15 protein-coding genes and 1 riboswitch are annotated in these 20,719 nt (G+C 65.8%); of the genes, 10 read left to right on the plus strand and 5 right to left on the minus strand.

Translation table 11 applies throughout. From position 1 onward, the window contains the following. Positions 1-73 precede the first annotated feature (73 nt). Positions 74-2,965: an excinuclease ABC subunit UvrA gene (gene uvrA, locus FRF71_RS00860; RefSeq protein ID WP_147088772.1), complete on the minus strand. Its 2,892-nt coding sequence runs from the start codon at positions 2,963-2,965 to the stop codon at positions 74-76. Between the two features lie 187 nt (positions 2,966-3,152). Here uvrA and FRF71_RS00865 point away from each other — a divergent pair, with 187 nt between their 5' ends. Next, positions 3,153-3,509: a hypothetical protein gene (locus FRF71_RS00865; RefSeq protein WP_147088773.1), complete on the plus strand. Its 357-nt coding sequence runs from the start codon at positions 3,153-3,155 to the stop codon at positions 3,507-3,509. A gap of 7 nt (positions 3,510-3,516) precedes the next feature. Here FRF71_RS00865 and FRF71_RS00870 read toward each other — a convergent pair whose 3' ends face one another. The 4 genes from FRF71_RS00870 to FRF71_RS00885 are packed head-to-tail and all read right to left on the minus strand — an operon-like array spanning position 3,517 to position 7,998. Beyond that, positions 3,517-4,248, minus strand: a complete 732-nt coding sequence (locus tag FRF71_RS00870) for an ABC transporter ATP-binding protein (protein ID WP_147088774.1) — start codon at positions 4,246-4,248, stop codon at positions 3,517-3,519. Next, on the minus strand, positions 4,248-5,210 hold the full coding sequence (locus FRF71_RS00875; RefSeq protein WP_192900022.1) for a FecCD family ABC transporter permease: 963 nt from the start codon (positions 5,208-5,210) through the stop codon (positions 4,248-4,250). The genes FRF71_RS00870 and FRF71_RS00875 overlap by 1 nt, the downstream gene beginning before the upstream one ends. After that, positions 5,210-6,148, minus strand: coding sequence for an ABC transporter substrate-binding protein (locus tag FRF71_RS00880; RefSeq protein WP_238339322.1), 939 nt, complete (start codon positions 6,146-6,148; stop codon positions 5,210-5,212). The genes FRF71_RS00875 and FRF71_RS00880 overlap by 1 nt, the downstream gene beginning before the upstream one ends. Continuing rightward, complete coding sequence (locus FRF71_RS00885) at positions 6,142-7,998, minus strand: TonB-dependent receptor plug domain-containing protein (protein WP_147088776.1); 1,857 nt, start codon at positions 7,996-7,998, stop codon at positions 6,142-6,144. Before FRF71_RS00885 ends, FRF71_RS00880 begins: the two co-directional genes overlap by 7 nt. A gap of 96 nt (positions 7,999-8,094) precedes the next feature. After that, positions 8,095-8,283, minus strand: a riboswitch (cobalamin riboswitch). A 415-nt stretch (positions 8,284-8,698) separates the two neighbouring features. Here FRF71_RS00885 and FRF71_RS00890 point away from each other — a divergent pair. The 9 genes from FRF71_RS00890 (at position 8,699) to lpdA (ending at position 20,642) form a co-directional block, all read left to right on the plus strand. Then, a complete protein-coding gene (locus tag FRF71_RS00890) occupies positions 8,699-9,844 on the plus strand; it encodes a cell wall hydrolase (RefSeq protein WP_147088777.1) in 1,146 nt (381 codons plus the stop codon). 117 nt (positions 9,845-9,961) lie between these two features. Continuing rightward, a complete protein-coding gene (locus FRF71_RS00895; protein WP_147088778.1) occupies positions 9,962-10,270 on the plus strand; it encodes a hypothetical protein in 309 nt (102 codons plus the stop codon). A gap of 129 nt (positions 10,271-10,399) precedes the next feature. Next, positions 10,400-12,295, plus strand: a complete 1,896-nt coding sequence (locus FRF71_RS00900; RefSeq protein ID WP_147088779.1) for a putative bifunctional diguanylate cyclase/phosphodiesterase — start codon at positions 10,400-10,402, stop codon at positions 12,293-12,295. Between the two features lie 233 nt (positions 12,296-12,528). After that, entirely contained in the window at positions 12,529-13,491 is a 963-nt protein-coding gene (mdh, locus tag FRF71_RS00905) for a malate dehydrogenase (protein ID WP_147088780.1), read from the plus strand. A gap of 27 nt (positions 13,492-13,518) precedes the next feature. Then, a complete protein-coding gene (gene sucD / locus FRF71_RS00910; RefSeq protein ID WP_147088781.1) occupies positions 13,519-14,409 on the plus strand; it encodes a succinate--CoA ligase subunit alpha in 891 nt (296 codons plus the stop codon). 70 nt (positions 14,410-14,479) lie between these two features. Further along, entirely contained in the window at positions 14,480-17,305 is a 2,826-nt protein-coding gene (locus FRF71_RS00915) for a 2-oxoglutarate dehydrogenase E1 component (protein ID WP_147088782.1), read from the plus strand. 12 nt (positions 17,306-17,317) lie between these two features. Next, complete coding sequence (odhB, locus tag FRF71_RS00920; protein WP_147088783.1) at positions 17,318-18,538, plus strand: 2-oxoglutarate dehydrogenase complex dihydrolipoyllysine-residue succinyltransferase; 1,221 nt, start codon at positions 17,318-17,320, stop codon at positions 18,536-18,538. A gap of 14 nt (positions 18,539-18,552) precedes the next feature. Then, a complete protein-coding gene (locus tag FRF71_RS00925) occupies positions 18,553-19,215 on the plus strand; it encodes a class I SAM-dependent methyltransferase (RefSeq protein WP_147088784.1) in 663 nt (220 codons plus the stop codon). A 20-nt stretch (positions 19,216-19,235) separates the two neighbouring features. Next, the gene (gene lpdA, locus FRF71_RS00930) at positions 19,236-20,642 is read left to right on the plus strand and encodes a dihydrolipoyl dehydrogenase (protein WP_147088785.1); all 1,407 of its coding nucleotides are present in this window, start codon (positions 19,236-19,238) and stop codon (positions 20,640-20,642) included. The last annotated feature ends 77 nt before the right edge of the window (positions 20,643-20,719 follow it).

Consider the following 20,719-nt stretch of genomic DNA (forward strand, 5'->3'; position numbering starts at 1 on the left):
AGCTCCGCTCCACAAACACCCCTGCTCCGGGGTACCCTCAGCCACCCCGGAACAAGTCCGAGCCAGTCTACCCTTACCGGTCAAGCAACGGCGCGAGGTACTTGGCGGTATAGGACCGCTTGGCCTTGACGACCTCTTCAGGTGTACCTTCGGCAATGATCTCCCCACCGCGCACGCCGCCTTCTGGCCCCAGGTCGATGATCCAGTCCGCCGTCTTGATCACATCGAGATTGTGTTCGATCACCACGACCGAATTGCCCTGGTCCACTAGCCGGTGCAGCACCTCCAGCAGTTTGCGGACGTCCTCGAAATGCAGTCCCGTGGTCGGTTCATCGAGGATGTAGAGCGTCTGCCCGGTTGACCGCCGGCTGAGTTCCTTGGCGAGTTTGACGCGCTGCGCTTCCCCGCCCGAGAGGGTCGTGGCCTGCTGGCCGACCTTGACGTAGCCCAGCCCCACCTCGTTCAGCATGTGCATCTTGTCGCGGATCGGGGGGACGGCCTTGAAGAACTCTTCCGCGTCCTCGATCGTCATGTCGAGCACGTCGGCGATCGAGTGGCCCTTGAACTTTACCTCCAGCGTTTCGCGGTTGTAGCGCTTGCCGCCGCATTCCTCGCAGGTGACGTAAACGTCAGGGAGGAAGTGCATCTCGATCTTGATCAGGCCGTCGCCCTGGCACTTCTCGCACCGCCCGCCCTTGACGTTGAAGCTGAACCGCCCGGCCTTGTAGCCGCGCGCGCCAGATTCCGGCAGGCCGGCGAACCAGTCCCGGATCTGGGTGAAGGCGCCGGTATAGGTGGCAGGGTTGCTGCGCGGGGTGCGGCCGATCGGGCTTTGATCGATCTCGATCACCTTGTCGCACAGTTCAAGGCCGGTGACCTTGTCATGCGGGCCGGCGATGACCCGCGCGCCGTTGAGCGTGCGGGCGGCGGCGGCATAGAGCGTGTCGAGCGTGAGGCTGCTCTTGCCGCTGCCCGAAACGCCGGTGACGCAGGTGAAGGTGCCGAGCGGGATCGCCGCCGTGACGCCGCGCAGGTTGTTGGCGCGGGCGTTGTGGACCGTCAGCTTGTGGCCGTTGCCCTTGCGGCGGGCCTTGGGCACCTCGATCTTGCGGGCGCCGGACAGGTACTGGCCGGTCAGGCTGTCCTTGGCTTTGAGGATATCCTTTAGCGTCCCCTGGGCGACGATCTCGCCCCCGTGGACCCCGGCGCCGGGGCCCAGATCAACCACGTGATCGGCGGCGCGGATCGCATCCTCGTCATGCTCCACCACGATCACCGTATTGCCCAGGTCGCGCAGCCGCTTGAGCGTGGCGAGCAGCATGTCGTTATCGCGCTGGTGGAGGCCGATCGACGGTTCATCCAGCACGTAGAGCACGCCCGAAAGGCCCGAGCCGATCTGGCTGGCGAGGCGGATGCGCTGGCTCTCCCCGCCCGAGAGCGTGCCCGAAGTGCGATCGAGGTTGAGGTAATCGAGCCCGACGTTGTTGAGGAAGCCCAGCCGCTCGTTGATCTCTTTCAGGATGGCGCGGGCGATCTGGCTCTGCTGGCTGGTCAGCTGGCTGTCGAGCCCGCTGAACCATGCCACCGCATCGGCGACCGAGAGCCGGGTGATCGAGGAGATGTCCGCCCCGCCCACCTTGACGCTAAGCGCCTCGGGCTTGAGCCGCTTGCCCTCGCAAACCTCGCACGGCTGCGCGGTCTGGAACTTGCCCAGCTCCTCGCGCATCCAGGCGCTTTCGGTCTGCAGCATGCGGCGGTTGAGGTTGCCGATCACGCCCTCGAACGGCTTCTTGACCGTGTAGCTCTTTTTCCCGTCGATGAAGGTGAGGTTGACCGGCCGGCCGGCGGTGCCGTGGAGGATGACGATCCGCACCTCGACCGGCAGCTCCTGCCATGGCGTATCGAGGCTGAAGCCGAACTCGGCCGCCAGGCTGGCCAGCACCTGCATGTAATAGGGCGACGGCGGGTTGCTCTTCGCCCAGGGCACGACCGCACCCTGCTTGAGGGAGAGCGCCTCATTCGGGACGACCAGCTGCGGATCGAACAGCAGCTTTTCGCCCAGGCCATCGCAGGCCGGGCAGGCGCCCATCGGCGCGTTGAAGCTGAACAGCCTGGGTTCCAGGCTTTCGATGGTGAAGCCGGAGACCGGGCAGGCGAACTTTTCGGAGAAGACGATGCGGTTGTCGGGCAGGCCGGCGCCCTTCATCGCGCCGCCCTTCTCCCCCTCATGCCCGGGAACATTGCCGTCGGCGAGGTCGATATAGGCGAGGCCATCGGCGAGCTTCAGCGCCTGTTCGAAGCTGTCCGCCAGGCGGGTCTCGATCCCTTCGCGCACCGCGATGCGATCGACCACGACCTCGATGTCATGCTTGTACTTCTTGTCGAGCGCGGGGGCGTCTTCGATCCCGTAGAATTCGCCGTCGATCCGCACGCGGGTGAAGCCGGCCTTCTGCCATTCGGCCAGCTCCTTGCGGTATTCGCCCTTGCGGCCGCGCACCACCGGGGCAAGCAGATAGGCACGCGTCCCCTCGGGCAGGGCCATGACCCGGTCAACCATCTGGCTGACCGTCTGCGCGCTGATCGGCTCACCCGTGGCGGGGCTATAGGGCACGCCGGTGCGGGCCCAGAGCAGGCGCATGTAGTCATAGATCTCGGTCACCGTCGCCACGGTCGAGCGCGGGTTGCGGCTGGTGGTCTTCTGCTCGATCGAGATCGCCGGGCTGAGGCCGTCGATATGCTCGACATCGGGCTTCTGCATCAACTCGAGGAACTGGCGCGCATAGGCCGAGAGACTCTCGACATAACGCCGCTGACCCTCGGCATAGATCGTGTCGAACGCCAGGCTCGACTTGCCGGAGCCGGAGAGGCCGGTGATCACGATCAGGCTGTCGCGCGGCAGCTCGACATCGAAGCCTTTGAGATTGTGCTCGCGCGCTCCGCGCACGACGATTTTACTGAGCGACATGGCGCCGCTGTTCCAGATTTGTTCGATTCCCGCAAGGGGGCCGCAATACGGTGTCCTCTGCGCGCTACCGTACCGTTGGCCCGCTTCGTTCCTGCGACCAGCCGCGCCCCGTTTACCGCAATTCGGATTGTTTCCGTTAACCTCTTGGCGGCACAAACGGATCAGGTCCAAGGGAGGGTCGCAACCTATGAAAGCTCGTCTGATCGCTGGCGCAGTGGCGCTGTCCGTCGTCGCCGTATCGGCCCCGGGCCGGGCAGACGATCCCAAGGACCCCCTGCTCAGCCGCAGCGCCGCGGCGCGGGCCAAGGACAAGGCGATCATCCGCCAGCTCAACATCAATGAGATGCAGCGGGTTCGCGCGCAGGAGGCGCAGCAGGCGCAGGGCTGGCAGGCCTACCGCGAACAACCCGCTCGCCAGGCCGAATACCGGGCCGCCCTGGCCGACCACGCCCGCGAACGCGCCGCCTACGAAAAGAAGATGGCCGCCTGGCGCGAAGCGGTGCGCCGCTGCCGCGCGGGCGAATACAGCTATTGCGACAACTGAGCGCGGATCACACCGCCAGCGCCCGCGCGCCCGGCTCACCCAGCCAGCGCGCCGGAACGTTCCAGACCTTTGCGATCACCGGTTCGGCCAGCGCCAGGTCGGGCGGGCCATCAGCGGCCAGCGCGCCCTGTTCCAGCACCACCACCCGGTCGGCATGGTTCATTGCCAGGGCCAGGTCGTGCAGCACCAGCACCACCCCCATGCCCCGCGCGGCACAGGCGCGCAGGTGGCCCAGCAGGGCCAGCTGATGCGCGAGGTCAAGATTGGCGAGCGGCTCATCCGCCAGCAGCCAGCGCGGCGTGCCGGCCAGAACCCGGGCGAGCAGCGCGCGGGCGCGTTCGCCGCCAGACAGCTGCGAGATCGGGCGGTGCGCGAAGGCTGGCAGATCGAGCGCGTCGAGCGCGGCATCAATGGCGGCGGAGTCCTCAGCCGCGCTTGAGCGCCAGGGCAGGCGGCCAAGGCTGGCCAGGGTCTGGACCGAAACGTCCCAGGCCACCTCGGGCGTCTGCGGCAGATAACCGAGCGCGCGGGCGCGAGCTTCGGGGTGCATGGCGGCAAGCGGCGCATCATCAAGCGTCACCGCGCCCTTCGTGGGCGCGAGCAGTCCCGCAAGGCAGGACAGCAGGCTCGATTTGCCTGCGCCGTTGGGGCCACAAATTGCCGTGACCTCGCCCGCCCGCAGGTTCAGCGAGACCCCGCGCAGGCGGCCGGGGAGGACAAGGGCTTCGGCCGCCAGCATCACACCAGCTCCCGCCGCAAGCGCAGCAGCAGGTTGAGGAAGAAGGGCGCGCCCAGCAGGCTGAGTGCGATCCCCAGCCGCAACTCTCCGCCCGCCAGTGGGAGGATCCGGCAGAGGCAGTCGGCGACCAGCACCAGCAATGCACCCGCCAGTGCCGAGGGCAGGATCAGGTGGCTTGGCCGGCCATCGGTGAAGCGGCGGACGAAGTGCGGCACCATCAGCCCGACAAAGCCGATGATCCCGGCTACCGCCACCCCGCCGCCCACGGTCAGGCCCACGCCCAGCACCAGCAGCACTTGCAGGCGGCGCGGGTCCATTCCGAGCGAACGGGCCGCGGCTTCGCCCAGCGTGAGGGCATCGAGCCCGCGGCCCGCCGCCTGCAGCACACCGATCCCGGCCAGCGTCAGCGGCGCGGCAATCCAGACCTCGCGCCAGGAACGGTCAGTCAGCGCGCCCATCAGCCAGGTCACGATCTCGCTCATCGCAAAGGGCGTAGGCGACAGGCTGATCGCCAGGCTCATCAGCGCGCCGGCCAGGCTGGCGATCATCATGCCGGCCAGCGTGAACAGCACGACCCCGCCCTGTCTCCCGGCGATCAGGGTGAGGAGGAACATCGCCCCCGCCGCCCCGATCAGCGCGAAGGCGGGCAAGGCCCAGCCGGTGCTGGCCCAACCGGTCCAGAAGCTCAGCACCGCGCCCAGCGCCGCGCCGGGGGCAATGCCGAACAGCCCCGGATCGGCCAGCGGGTTGCGCAGGTAGCCCTGCATCGCCGCGCCGCTGGCGCCGAGGCCTGCGCCGATCAGCACCGCCAGCAGCGCACGCGGCAGGCGCAGTTCGGCCAGGATCAGGCTGGCCTCCGGGCCGAGCGGCGCGGTCGGATCGATCCAGACCCGGCCCGCCAGCAGCGAGAGCGGCAAGACCAGCGCCAGCGCGGCCAGCAGCAAGGTGATGGGGCGGGTCATCATTCTCCCCTCCCTCTTGCGGGAGGGGTCGGGGGTGGGCCCGCCTGGGTGCGCATGGAGGAAGGCCCACCCCTAGCCCCTCCCGCAAGCGGGAGGGGAATTGTCCGCCGCACTTCGGCCAAACGGGCCAGGGTCTTCGGGATTGTCGGGCCGCCGCACCACAGCAGCTTCGGCTCCAGCGGCGCGCGGGTCGTGCGCTTGAGGCCGGCCAGCGCCGGATGGGCCAGCAGCCGGTCTTCCTCGCCGTGGCTGTGGCCGGCGGCCAGGATCACGCGCGGCGGCTGGGCCAGCATGGCTTCCAGCGGCAGATGGCTGGCCTGCGAGAGGCCGCGCGCGGCAGCGACATTGCTGAAACCGGTGTGCTCCAGCAGCGCGGTGATCAATGTCCCCTCTCCCGCGACGATCCCGCCGCCTTGCCAGACAATCGCGTCAACGGGTGGTCCAGCAGGCGCCTTGCTGGCCGCCAGTGCCGCTTCAATCCGGCGAACCAGCGCCTCGCCGCGCTGCGGATGCCCGGCCAGCGCCGCGAGACGACGGACCTGCGCCACGCTGTCCGGCACGGTCGCAGCAATCGGCACCTGCTCCAGCTTCAGTCCCAGCCGTTCCAGCGCCGAACGGGTGGCCGGCGGGGTGAAGGTGCCATCGACCACCACATCGGGTCTCAGCGCCAGCACTTCCTCGACCGAGCCGCCGGTCGCACGGAATTGCCGGGCTGTGGCCAGGTCCATCGAAGACCCCGCCGGATCCTGGCTGTAATGCGAGATCGCGAGGATCTGCGCCGGGGCGGCCACCTCAGCCAGGATCGCATCGGTACAAGGATTGAGGCTGACAATGGTGGGCAGCGCCAGTGCAGCATTTGGGGAGGCAGCCTCACGCGCCGGGGCGGCAGTGCAACCTGCCAGCACCAGCGCGAAGAGGCTGCCCCAGCGCTTTACCACTTGGCCCGTACCCCGACGAAGGCCGAGCGGCCATAGGTGCCGTAACCGGCGACGGTCTGGTAATCCGTATCGGTCACGTTCTCGACCCGGCCATAGAGCTCGAACCGCTCGCCCAGCGGCAGGCTGGCGCGCAGGGTCAGCAGACCATAGCCATCGAGCCGGGTGAAGTTGCCGCGATCATCGAAGCTGTCGCCCGCCAGGCGCAGGTCCGCGCCCAGCTTGAGCCCGGCCACTGGAGTTTCCCAATCCAGCCCGGCACTGGCGAGGTCGCGTGGGCGGCGGGGCAGATCGCGGCCCGTCGCTCGGTCGGTCGCCTTGATGTGGCTGTAGGCGAGACGAGCGCGGAGCTGGTCAGTCAGCGCGAAACCGCCTTCCACCTCTACCCCCTCGGCGCGGGTGCGGCCGGTGTTGAAGTATCCGGCCGGGAACACGTAATCGATCAGGTTCCGGCTATCGCGGCGGAACAGGGTGATCGCCAGGTGACGGCTGCCACTGCGATCGCCGTATTCAAGCCCTGCCTCGTAAGCCTTGCTGGTCTCCGGCCGGAGCGCCACGTTCCCGCCAAAGCCGTAGAGCTGGTACAGCGTTGGCGCCTTGAAGCCCTCGCCATAGGATGCGCGCAGGCGCAGGTTGTCGGCCAGTTCGTAGGACCCGTTCGCGCCAAAGGTCCAATGGGTGCCGAAGCGGTCATGATCATCGACCCGGACGCCAGCCGAAAGATGCAGGCCGTCCGCGTGGTAGCCCAGCAGGACGTGTGCGCTTGAGAGGCGGGCATCGTTTTGGGGATCGAAGCTGGTGGTGAAGCGGGTCCACTCGCTGTCCGCGCCAAAGTTGAGAGTGACACTGTCGGTCAGGTCCGCCTTGCCAGAGAAATCGGCCCGCCAAGACCGACCGCTGGTGGCGAAATTCGGCGCGGTGCTGGCCGCATCGTCGAAGTAGTCCCGGCGGGTATCAGAATAGGCCAGGCCCAGCTTTAGCGAGACCGCACTGGCGTCATAGTCCAACCCAATCCGGCCCGAGCCCTGGCGCGTGGTCTGCACTTCGGGTGTATCGGCAAAGCTGAAAGTCGGCGGCGGGAAGCCATCGAAATCGACCCGGCTATCGGCATAGCGCGCAGCAGCAACCAGCGAGAGGCCGTCGGCCAAGCTGGCATAGCCGCGCAGCGACCCATGCCACTGGCGGAAGCCATCGGCCTCGGTCCCCGGCGCATAGGCTGAGATGCCATCGCTGCGGACATGACCGCCGCTGACCGTCAGGCCATAGCCATTGCCGGACGTACCCAGCGTGGCGTCGGCAGTCAGCGTGTCGTTCGCGCCATATTCGAATCCCGCCCGCACGCCATCGATCTGGGCACTAGTCAGGGCGAGTACCCCGCCGATCGCATCCGACCCCCAGACCACCGAGTTGGAGCCGCGCAGCAGTTCGATCTTGTCGATTGCGCCGGTCATCAGTGTGCCGAGGTCGAACCCGCCCGACGGCGCGGCGACATCCGCCAGCCGCACGCCATCCAGCGTCACCACCAGCTGCTGCGAATTGGCGCCGCGCACGAACAGGCTGGTCTGGCTACCGAGCGGGCCAGAGCGGGCGAGTGAGACGCCGGGCAGGCGTTCGAGAACGCGGGTGAGGTCGGGACCCTGGACCGACGCGATCTCGTTCGCGCCGATGACGCTGATCGATTGGCCAGTCTCACTGACGCGCTGGGCGGTGCCAGAGGCAACCACAGTGATGGTTTCTGGCTTGACCCGCTCATGGATCAGGAAGCAGCAACCGCCATCCTCCGAATCCTGATCCTGCGCCAGGCCTGGTGTGGCAAAGGTCAGCGAAGTAGCAAGTAAAAACAGATATTTCACACGAATTCCTTCCATCATGAACGAACTGCCGTTCATGGCGGAAGGAGCCGCGGGATTGCGGTTCCTCTGCTGCATTCCGGTACACCCCGCCCGGCTGCGGAACGACCGTCACTGGCAGGTCTCCTGGCTCCCGGATCAGCGCCTTGCCCCGCCTTCCCAGTCCGAAAACCAGTGGCATGTGGAGGCTTGGCTCCCCGGTCACAGTTGCGGGGGCAGCGCGGCATTTCCAACCGCTTCCCTCTTAGGTCTGGCGCTAACCAGACAACCGATGACGTGCCGCATCCCTAATCCGGGCCAACCGCAAGGGCAAGATTTTAACCGCTTAAGGCTATCGCGCAGGCTCGTCCCGCTTCGGCACGGCGCGATTTGCGTTGTGGCGCGGCACCCCGTCCCGGCCTTACGCGCTACGTCGCGTAATCAGCAGGAACCGAATGGTCGCAACTTTAGACCCTGTTTCACTTAGGTGGATGCATCGGCACGGAGCCGAGTTTGGCTCAGCGCGAGGCGCGAGGAGAGAGCAATGCTCGTATATAGTGACCGACGAGCAACGCTGCGGCGGGCCAAACTCGGCTCGCCCCTTGGGGTCGCGTCAGGAAGCCCGCTGGACAGCGTCGCGTCGCCTTGCAGGGGCCGCCAGCCCCTGCTGCGCGCCGTTCCTTGCCAGCGGGCTTCCTGACGCGATGACGATGCGTCCACCTAAATGAAACAGGGTCTAACCCCCAGCCTGGAGCCCCGGCCGCGTGATTTCGGCGCGCGGTTCAAGCGCCGCCGCGTGGCGACGCTGGCCGCCCGGCTGCGCCGACGGCACCTGGGGCGGCGGGCGCTGGTGCTGGTGGCGGCTTTTGCCGTTCCGGCGATTGCCGCGCCGGGCGACTGGCAGGGCTTCGGGATCGGCAACGCCGGATCTGCCTCAGTCGAGGTCGAGCCGCTGCCGTTCGAACGACCGGGTGAGAGCTTCCCCGGTTCCGCCTTCTACTATCTGGCTCAGGACGAAGTCCTGCCGCCGCTGGTCGAGACGCAAAGCGACGCCGATGGCGACCAGCTGTTCGTTGATGAACGCGCCGGGCCGATCGCCCGGGCGATGCGGATCGACAATTCGGGCGTCGACCGGACCCGCGCACTCGAATGCCTGACCGCTGCGGTCTATTACGAAGCGCGCAGCGAAAGCGACCAGGGCCAGCGCGCGGTGGCGCAGGTCGTGCTCAACCGCGTCGCCCATCCCAGCTACCCGAACACGGTCTGCGGCGTGGTCTATCAGGGCTCTGAGCGGTCGACCGGCTGCCAGTTCAGCTTCACCTGCGATGGCTCGCTGGCCAAGGCGCCCAACCGGATGTTCTGGTACCGGGCCGAGAACGTCGCCCGCGCGGCCCTTTCGGGTTACGTCGAGCGTAGCGTCGGCCTGGCCACCCATTACCACACCATCGCGATCTTCCCCTACTGGGCGCCAAGCCTGCGTCACATCATCACTGTCGGCGCCCACCGCTTCTATCGCTTCGGCGGAGCAGCGGGCGATGCTGGCGCCTTTCGCTTTGCCTATCGCGGCGGCGAGCCCGTGGCAGCGCCGCACGCCCGCAATGCGGCGGCGGACAAGCTGCCCGACCCGGCGCTTGATCCGCTGGCGCTGCAGAAGGCCTACGAGGCGGGATTGCAGGCCGCAGCCGCGCCAGCGATGCTCCCTGCTGCCAGTCTGCAGCCGGCCCGCCCGCATGCCGCGCCCAGCTATGCCCCTGAAGTGCAGAACCGCGGCGGCGAAGCGCTTTATCGCGGCGATCGCCTGCCACAGGACAACGGCGTGCGGCCCGAATACCAGAATTCCGGTCGCTGGATCGGCCCACCCGGCACCTGACGGGAACCGGCACCCCCGCGCCCGACTTGGTTAAGCTTCAGCAACCATAGTTCCGCACGAAGCCTTAGCGGGCCCTGGCTATGGCCAATGGAACGTTGCCACAAGCTAAGGTCCGCCATGCCAATCCATTTCGCCGCTGCCCGTTCACCGATTGCCGCGCTGGTCAATCCGGCGCGTCGCAACCGGATCATCGGGCGCGCCGCCAACGATAATGGCACGCCGGGCCACAGCGCCGAACTGCGCGCCGCGCTCAAGCATTTTGCCGAGCATGGCCTGGGTGCCGCCACGGTTGCCCGTCAGAACGCCGAGCACGCCTTTTTCCGCGGCGACCGGCAGGGTTACCTGCACTGGCTGGGGATTTGCCGCACGCTGGATCGGCGCATGGCCCAGGTCCTGTCGACCCAGGTAGCAGCGGGTAACGACTGACTACGCGGCACGGTAACCGGATCATTAACTAATCGGTGACCTCTCTGCGCTAGGCCGCTCTGGTTAAAGAGGGAGCAAGAAATCAAGCGCTGGCGAACCTTGCTGCGGGTACTTTTCCGAACCAACGCGTTGGACGATCGTGTCCGGCGGACGCTGGTTGACAACCTGTATGCAAATCCCGGCTCGCTGACCGCCGGCGCCGCCAACGGTATCATCTCGGCTCTCGTCGCTGCCGCCTATTCCGGAAACGCGCTGATCTGGCAGGTTGCCCTGCTACTTTCGGCGATCGGCGTGACCCGGGTTGCCATGGCGGTCGGTCTGCCGCGCCTGAAAGTGCGCGATACCAAGCGACTGGAACTGCTCTACGAACTGGGCGCCTTCAGCTACACGGCAACGGTCGGGTTCTTTACGGCGCTTACGATCGCCTACAACATTCCGCTGGCCGCGCAGATGCTGATGGCCTGTTACGCGATCGGCTATGCCGGCGGCATGGCCACCCGCAACGCCGGCCGCCCGATCATTTCGGTTGCCGGGATGGTGCTGACGTTCACCCCGATCTGCATCGCGCTGTGGCAAACTGGCGATACCGCCGCGCGCACCCTCGCTGCGGCGATCGTCATCTGCTTTGCCGGCATGGTCTCGATCGCGTTGCAGATCTTCCGCACGCTGCGCGATTCGATCGCTGCTGCCGAAACCAGCGCACGCCTTGCCGACAAGATGCAGCATCTGGCCCGGACCGATGTGGTGACCGGGCTGCACAACCGCGCCGGCCTTAACCACTACCTCGTCGAGCACCTCGCGCGGCCGCGCACGGCACCCAAGCTGGCCCTATTCTGGTGCGACCTCGACCGGTTCAAGGAAGTCAACGACGTGCTTGGCCACCAGGTTGGTGACCGGGTCTTGACCGAAGTGGCCCAGCGCCTGCGCAGCCAAGCCAAACCCGATGCCGTGATCGGCCGCTTCGGCGGCGATGAGTTTATCATGGCCTGCGACGTCAAGGACCGCCGCGAGGTGGAGACGATTGCCCTTGCCGTGCTGGGCGAGATCACCCGGCCGATGCGGCTGGAGAATGACCGGCTCGAGATTTCGTGCTCGATGGGCGTCGCACTGCTGCCCGATGACGGCGACGACCTTGAAAGCGTGATGCTGGGTGCTGACCTTGCGCTCTATCATGCCAAGGTCAACGGCCGGAACCAGGCCAGTTTCTATGACCGCTCGATGAGCCGCGACCTCGTGCGCCGCCGCGAGATCGAGGCCGAACTGCGCGTCGCGGTGCAGCGCGACGAGCTGTCGATCTTCTTCCAGCCAATCGTCGATCTGGCCACCGGCCGGATCAAGGCGTTCGAAGCGCTGGTCCGCTGGTTCCACCCCGAAAAGGGCGAACTGCGCCCCGACGAGTTCATACCGGTGGCCGAAGAAACCGGTGCGATCATCACCCTGGGCAACTGGATCACGGCACAAGCGGCCAAGGCAGCCGCAACCTGGCCGGAGGACATCACTGTCGCGGTCAACCTCTCGCCGCTGCAAATCAAGGCACCGGGGGCTGCGCTGGGCATCCTCAACGCGCTGCGCGAAGCCAAGCTCGACCCGCGGCGGCTTGAGCTGGAGATCACCGAAACGGTGCTGCTCGACCACTCGCAGCAGACCGAGGACTTCATTGCCGAGCTGTCAGCTGCCGGCGTGCGGTTCGCGCTCGACGATTTCGGCACCGGCTATTCCTCGCTCGGCTATCTCAACAAGTATCCGTTCGGGAAGATCAAGGTCGACCGCAGCTTCGTTTCCGGTCCCAATGCCGGCAAGAAGAGCGACGCCATCATCCGCGCCGTTTCGGGCATGGCCACCACGCTCGACATGGCCATCGTCGCTGAGGGTCTGGAAACGGTCGAGCAGGTCGAAGCGGTCAAGGCCGCGGGTTGCACCCTGGGCCAGGGCTATTACTTCAGCCGCGCCGTGCCCGATTACCTGGCCGCCATGCTGATCGCCCAGGAACGCGAAAAGTTCGAACCGCAGCGCGCGACGGGTTGATCGCCGAGCGCGATCCTGCCGCTACGGCAGGGGCATCTGCCTAGACAAATGCAATTGCGAAGCATTCGCAAAGATATTTGCCGCTAGCACTTTATCCAGCCTTGCAATCACGATTTCACCGGCTTAGGGCACCCGCTAACCCGCCGGTTGGCCCCTCACGCCTTGCGGGATGGTTGGGGCCCTGCCGAATGTCTGCCGCTGATCCCGCGAATACGGACAAGGACTTGGCAAAGATGGCTCGCAAGAAGATCGCCCTTATCGGTGCCGGCATGATCGGTGGCACACTCGCCCACCTCGCCGCGAAGAAGGAAATGGGCGACATCGTCCTGTTCGACATTGCCGAGGGCATGCCCCAGGGCAAGGCACTCGACCTGGCCCAGTGCGGCCCGATCGAGGGCTTCGACGCCAATATCAAGGGCACCAATGACTATGCCGACATCGCCGGCGCCGACGTGGTGATCGTCACCGCCGGCGTGCCGCGCAAGCCGGGCATGAGCCGCGATGACCTGCTGGGCATCAATCTTGGCGTCATGAAGTCGGTCGGCGAAGGCATCAAGAGCCACGCCCCCGACGCTTTCGTGATCTGCATCACCAACCCGCTCGACGCGATGGTCTGGGCGCTGCGCGAGTTCTCGGGCCTCCCCGCCAACAAGGTGGTCGGCATGGCCGGCGTGCTCGATTCGGCCCGCTTCGCCACCTTCCTCGCCTGGGAATTTGGCGTTTCGGTCAAGGACGTGAACGCCTTCGTGCTGGGCGGCCACGGCGACACCATGGTGCCGGTGCTTGAATATTCGACCATCAGCGGCATTCCCGTCACCGACCTGGTCAAGATGGGCAAGTCGACCAAGGAGCGCCTCGACGCGATCGTTGCCCGCACCCGTGCGGGCGGCGGCGAAATCGTGGGCCTGCTCAAGACCGGTTCGGCCTATTACGCCCCGGCCACCAGCGCCATTGCCATGGCCGAAGCCTATCTGGGCGACCAGAAGCGCATCCTGCCCTGTGCGGTCCACGTTGACGGCAAGTACGGCCTGGACGGCCTTTACGTCGGCGTGCCGGTCGTGATCGGTGCGGGCGGTGCTGAAGAGGTTATCGAAATCGCCCTCGACGACGAAGCCAAGGCGAACTTCCAGGTCTCGGTCGACGCGGTCAAGGAACTGCTGGTCGCCTGCAAGGCGATCGAGCCGTCGCTGGCCTAAGAACAACTCCCCGGGAGACCTCAATCCATGTCCATTCTCATCAACAAGCACACCAAGGTCATCACCCAGGGGATGACCGGCGCCACCGGTACCTTCCACACCGAACAGGCGCTGGCTTACGGCACGCAGATGGTTGCGGGCGTGACCCCCGGCAAGGGCGGCACGACCCACATCGGCCTGCCGCAGTATGACACCGTGCATGAAGCCAAGGCCGCAACCGGCGCCACCGCTTCGTGCATCTACGTGCCGCCGCCGGGTGCAGCCGACGCGATCCTGGAAGCGATCGACGCCGAGATGGAACTGATCGTCTGCATCACCGAGGGCATTCCGGTGCTCGACATGGTCAAGGTGAAGCGCGCCCTTTCGGGTTCCAAATCGCGCCTGATCGGCCCGAACTGCCCCGGCGTGCTGACGCCGGACGAGTGCAAGATCGGCATCATGCCCGGTTCGATCTTTAAGAAGGGTTCGGTCGGCGTCGTCAGCCGCTCGGGCACCCTCACCTATGAAGCCGTGTTCCAGACCACCAACATCGGCCTGGGCCAGACGACCGCCGTCGGCATCGGCGGTGACCCGGTCAACGGCACCAACTTCATCGACGTGCTCGAACTGTTCCTGGCTGATGACGAGACCAAGTCGATCATTATGATCGGCGAGATCGGCGGCGATGCCGAAGAACAGGCCGCGCAGTTCCTGATCGACGAAGCCAAGCGCGGCCGCAAGAAGCCGATGGCCGGCTTCATTGCCGGGCGCACGGCCCCTCCGGGCCGCCGCATGGGCCACGCCGGCGCGATCGTTTCGGGCGGCAAGGGCGACGCGGAAAGCAAGATCGCGGCGATGGAAGCCGCAGGCATCCGCGTCTCGAACTCGCCCAGCCTGCTCGGCGAAACGCTCGCCGAAGTGCTCAAGGAACTGGCCTGATCCATAGGGGGTTGCGCGGATGCCCGAGGGCGTCCGATCCGCAACCCCTCCTCCCCCAGGATGGATACCCATGGGTAACGAACTGCACGATTTCCTGCCTGACGACCCGCAACCGGGTCCGTCATGGGCGCGCTCGAACTGGCCGCAGGTTGGCGGCACAGCCGAAGACGACCTGACCCAGGCGCTCGATCCCACCGCCATGCAGGTGGCGATCAAGGCGGCTGCAGCCAAGGCGGGCGCGGCGATGGATCCGCGCGCGATCGAAGTAGCTGCGGCGGATTCGATCCGGGCCATGATGCTGGTGCGCACCTATCGCGTGCGCGGCCATCTTGGCGCCGATCTCGATCCGCTGGGCCTGAGCCACCAGAACCTGCCGGCCGACCTTGACCCGGCCTACCACGGCTTTTCCGGCGCAGCGCTGGATCGCAAGGTTTACCTGGGCGGCACACTTGGCCTCGAATGGGCCACGGTGCGCGAGCTGGTCGATATCCTGAAGCGCAATTATTGCGGCAAGGTCGGCTTCGAATACATGCACATCGCCGACGTGGAGGAGCGCCGCTTCATCCAGGAACGCATCGAGGGCGGCGACAAGTCGATCGACTTTACCCCCGAAGGCAAGAAGGCAATCCTGGCCGCCGTGATCCGCGGTGAGCAGTACGAAAAGTTCCTGGGCAAGAAGTACGTCGGCACCAAGCGGTTCGGCCTTGATGGCGGGGAATCGATGATCCCGGCGCTGGAAGCGGTGATCAAGTACGGCGGCAGCCGCGGCGTGCGCGAGATCGTTTACGGCATGGCCCACCGCGGCCGCCTCAACGTCCTCGCCAACGTGATGGCCAAGCCTTACCGCGTGATCTTCCACGAATTCTCGGGCGGCACGGCCAACCCGGAAGACGTCGGCGGATCGGGCGATGTGAAGTACCACCTTGGTACCAGCACCGACCGCGAATTTGACGGGATCAAGGTTCACATGAGCCTGGTGCCCAACCCGTCGCACCTCGAAACGGTTGACCCGGTCGTGCTCGGCAAAGTTCGCGCCCAGCAGGTGTTTCGCGACGACATTGGTCAGGGCAAGCACAAGCAGGTCCTGCCCGTCCTGATCCACGGCGATGCCGCCTTTGCCGGCCAGGGCATTGTCTGGGAATGCTTCGGCTTCTCGGGCGTTAAGGGTTACAACACCGGCGGCTGTATCCACTTCATCATCAACAACCAGATCGGCTTCACCACCAGCCCGCAATTCTCACGTGGCTCACCCTACCCGTCGGATGTCGCCAAGGGCGTCCAGGCGCCGATCATCCACGTCAACGGTGATGATCCCGAAGCCGTGACCTTCGCCTGCAAGCTGGCGATCGACTATCGCCAGACCTTCGGCCGCGACATTGTGGTCGACATGTGGTGCTATCGCCGCTTCGGGCACAACGAAGGCGACGAGCCGAGCTTTACCCAGCCGCTGATGTACCAGAAGATCCGCCAGCACCCCGGCGTGTCGAAGCTCTATGCCGACCGGCTGGTTGCCCAGGGCGTGATCGACAAGGATTGGGCCGGTGAGAACGAGATGCGCTTCACCCAGGTGCTGGAGCAGGAGTTCGACGCATCGAAGGGCTACAAGGCCAACGAGGCGGACTGGTTCGCCGGCCGCTGGACCGGCCTCAACAAGCCGGCCGATCCGGAAACCGCGCGCCGCAACGTGGCGACGGGGATCGAGCAGAAGCTGTTCGACAGCCTCGGCCGCACGCTGACCACGGTTCCCGAAGGGCTGACGATCCACAAGACGCTGGCCCGCGTGCTCGATGCCAAGCGCGACATGTTTGCGACTGGCACCGGCTTCGACTGGGCGACCGGTGAAGCACTCGCCTTCGGCAGCCTTGCTTCGGAAGGCTACAACATCCGCCTCTCCGGCCAGGATTCTGGCCGCGGGACCTTCAGCCAGCGCCACGCGGTCTGGGTCGATCAGACCGACGAGCGCAAGTATGTCCCGCTTTCGACCGTGCCGCACGGCAAGTTCGAAGTGCACGACAGTCCGCTGTCGGAATACGGCGTGCTCGGCTTCGAATATGGCTATGCCAGCGCCGACCCGAAGACCCTGGTCCTGTGGGAAGCGCAGTTCGGCGATTTCGCCAATGGGGCGCAGATCGTGATCGACCAGTACGTAGCCTCTTCGGAATCGAAGTGGCTGCGCGCCAATGGCCTCGTCATGTTGCTGCCGCATGGCTACGAGGGCCAGGGTCCGGAACACTCATCGGCCCGGCTTGAGCGGTTCCTGCAGCTTTGCGCCCAGGACAACATCCAGGTCTGCAACATCACCACCCCGGCCAACTATTTCCATGTGCTGCGCCGGCAGATGCATCGCGGCTTCCGCAAGCCGCTGATCATCATGACGCCCAAGTCGCTGCTGCGCCACCCGCTGGCCAAGAGCGAGGCGAGCGACTTCGTTGGTGAGGGCCACTTCATGCGGATCCTGTCCGACATCAATGGCGCCGACGACGCGAAGACCCGCAAGGTCATCCTGTGCTCGGGGAAGGTCGCCTATGACCTGATGGAAGCCCGCGACGCCGCCGGGATCACCGATACCCAGATCATCCGGCTGGAGCAGCTCTATCCCTTCCCGGGTGAGCCGCTGGCCCTGCGCTTCTCGCGGATGAAGAACCTGGAAGAAGTGGTCTGGTGCCAGGAAGAGCCGCGCAACAACGGTTCGTGGTTCTTTGTCGAACCGCTGATCGAGGAAGCCCTGACCGCAGCCAAGAGCAAGGTTGACCGCGCGCGTTATGCTGGCCGTACCGCCAGCGCCTCGCCGGCCACCGGCCTCGCCAGCCGCCACACCAGCGAACAGGGTGCCCTGATCGGCCATGCCCTTGGGACCTCGGTCCGCTCCGAAATCCGCCGGCAGAAGAAAGCCTGAGGAAGCATTACCATGTCTACTGAAGTCAAAGTCCCGACCTTGGGCGAATCCGTGGCCGAAGCCACCATTGGCGAATGGCTGAAGCAGCCGGGTGAACCGGTCGCGCTCGATGAGCCGATTGCCAGCCTCGAGACTGACAAGGTTGCCGTAGAAGTACCTTCTCCGGTCGCCGGCGTGATGGGCCAGCACCTTGCCAAGGTGGGAGACAACGTCTCGGTAGGCGCGGTGATCGCTACGGTTGAGGATGGTGTTGCCGCCGCCGGTGCCGCTCCGATCGCCGAGCGCACCGAGGCACCGGTACCGCCGGCTTCGGACAGCACGGCTCCCAAAGACACCACTGACGCTGCCGTCCTCTCCCCCGCCGTGCGCCGCGCGGTGCTGGAGCATGGCGTGGATCCGACCGCGATCAAGGGCACCGGCAAGGACGGCCGCCTGACCAAGGAAGACGTGCTGGCCGCCGCCGCCGCGAAGAGCGCAGCCCCGGCCCCGGCCGTTACCGCCGCACCGGCGCCAGCCCCGGTTGCTGCCGGTGATCGCGGCGAGGAACGGGTCAAGATGACCCGCCTGCGCCAGACGGTCGCTCGCCGGCTCAAGGACGCGCAGAACACCGCTGCCTTGCTCACCACCTTCAACGATTGCGACATGTCGGCGGTGATTGAGGCGCGCAACACCTACAAGGACGCCTTCGAAAAGAAGCATGGCGTTCGCCTGGGCTTCATGGGCTTCTTCGCCAAGGCGGCCTGCCTCGCGCTGAAGGACATTCCGGCGGTCAATGCCCGGATCGAGGGCGATGAGATCGTCTACCACCCCTATGTCGATATCTCGGTTGCGGTTTCGGCCCCGAACGGCCTCGTCGTGCCGGTGGTGCGCGATTGCCAGGACCTGAGCTTTGCCGGGATCGAAAAGGCGATCGGTGACTATGGCAAGAAGGCCAAGGAAGGCACGCTGACCATGGCCGACATGGCCGGCGGCACCTTCACCATCTCCAACGGCGGCGTGTTCGGTTCGCTGATGTCGACCCCGATCATCAACCCACCGCAGTCGGCCGTGCTGGGCCTGCACCGCATCGAAGACCGCCCGGTTGTTCGCAACGGCCAGATCGTGATCCGCCCGATGATGTACCTGGCGCTGTCCTATGACCACCGCCTGATCGACGGCCGCGAAGCCGTGACCGCACTGAAGATCATCAAGGAAGCGATCGAGGATCCGACCCGGATCCTGATCGACCTCTAAGGGGTTAAACCGGCTTGCGGCAGCAGCTCTCCAACTGGTTCCGGGCCAAACGCGATCGCCTGCTGCGTCAGGTGATCGCCGCTGCCCCGCGTCGGGGCGAGACGCTGCAGCTACTCGATCTGGGTGGCCGCGCCTATTACTGGCGGCGGCTGGGAACGGACTTCCTACGTGAGCACAAGGTCCATGTGACCCTGCTCAACCTGACCGACTTCGAGCTTTACGCGGGCGATGAAGATCCGACGCTGTTCACCTATCTGGTCGGTGACGCCTGCAAACTTGACCTGGCCGACAACAGCTTTGACCTGTGCCATTCGAACTCGGTGATCGAGCATGTCGGGCTGGCCTGGCAGATGGAAGCCTTTGCCGGCGAAGTGCGGCGGATTGCGCCAAGCTATTTCGTCCAGTCGCCCAACTTCTGGTTCCCGATCGATCCGCATTTCTGGCGCCTGCCGCTGGTCCACTGGACGCCCCGCCCGCTGCGCGCCCGGCTGATGCGATGGCTGCCGCTGGCGACGGCGGGCCGCGCGCCCGACATGATCAGCGCCTACCGCTTTGCGGACAGTTCGCAGATGCTAAGCAAGGCACAAATGCGCGCGCTGTTTCCCGATTCCCGCCTGCATGCCGAGCGCTTCATGCTGCTCGCCAAATCCTATACTGCCGTGCGGCTGGCCAAGTAAGCCGCGGCACCTGAACGAAAATGGAAGTTGCCATGTACGATTATGACGTGATCTTCATCGGTGCCGGCCCCGGCGGCTATGTCGGAGCGATCCGCACGGCCCAGCTCGGCCTGAAGACCGCCTGCGTCGAAGCGCGCGAGACGCTGGGCGGAACCTGCCTCAACGTCGGCTGCATCCCCTCGAAGGCCCTGCTCCACGGCTCGGAAAAGTTCGCCGAGGCGGCCAATGGCACTCTTGCCCGCTATGGCGTCAAGTTGGGCAAGGTCGAACTCGACCTCGCGGCGCTGCAGGCTGACAAGGCTGACGCGGTCAAGGGTCTGACCGGCGGGATCGAATTCCTGTTCAAGAAGAACAAGGTCGATTGGCTGAAGGGCTATGGCAGCTTCAAGGATGCCCACACCGTCACCGTCGCCGGCAAGGACTACACCGCCAAAAACGTTGTAATCGCCACGGGTTCGAGCGTCACCCCGCTGCCCGGCGTCGAGGTTGACAACGACAAGGGCGTGATCGTCGACAGCACCGGCGCGCTGGCGCTGAGCAAGGTGCCCGAGCACCTGGTGGTGATCGGCGGCGGCGTGATCGGGCTTGAGATGGGTTCGGTCTGGAAGCGCCTGGGCGCCAAGGTCACCGTGGTTGAATTCCTTGACCAACTGCTGCCCGGCATGGACGGCGATGTCCGCAAGGAAGCCGCCAAGATTTTCAAGAAGCAGGGCATGGAACTGAAGCTCGGCACCAAGGTCACCAGCGCCACGGTCAAAGGCAAGAAGGCCACGCTGACGGTAGAACCGGCCAAGGGCGGCGCGGCTGAAACGATTGAGGCGGACTGCGTGCTCGTCGCCATTGGCCGCCGCCCGCACACACAGGGCCTGGGCCTCGACAAGATCGGGCTGGAACTCAACGCGCGCGGCCAGATCGAGACCGATCACGATTTCCGGACCAAGGTCGACGGCGTCTGGGCAATCGGAGACTGCATTCCGGGCCCGATGCTGGCCCACAAGGCCGAAGACGAAGGCATTGCCGTGGCCGAAAACATTGCCGGGCTGACCGGCATCGTGAACCACGCCGTGATCCCGGGCGTGGTCTATACCCTGCCCGAATTCGCTGGCGTTGGCCTGACCGAAGAGCAGGCCCGCGAACAGGGTGAGATCAAGGTTGGCAAGTTTCCGATGATGGCCAACAGCCGTGCCAAGACCAACCACGAGCCGGACGGCTTCGTGAAGGTGATCGCCGATGCCAAGACGGACAAGGTCCTGGGCGTCTGGGCGATTGCCACCGTAGCCGGCACGATGATCGCGGAAGCGGCCGTGGCGATGGAATTCGGCGCGACGTCGGAAGACATCGCCTATACCTGCCATGCCCACCCGACCCACAGCGAAGCGGTCAAGGAAGCGGCGATGGCGGTGACGGGCAAGCCGATCCACATCTGAGCTGCAGCGCCGCGCCAACCCGGAAACCCCTGGAAGCCATTGCCATTTAAGCGCGTTTATGTCCCAATGCCTTGGCA

The organism is Novosphingobium ginsenosidimutans, assembly GCF_007954425.1.
In the GTDB taxonomy this organism is placed as follows: Bacteria; Pseudomonadota; Alphaproteobacteria; order Sphingomonadales; family Sphingomonadaceae; genus Novosphingobium; species Novosphingobium ginsenosidimutans.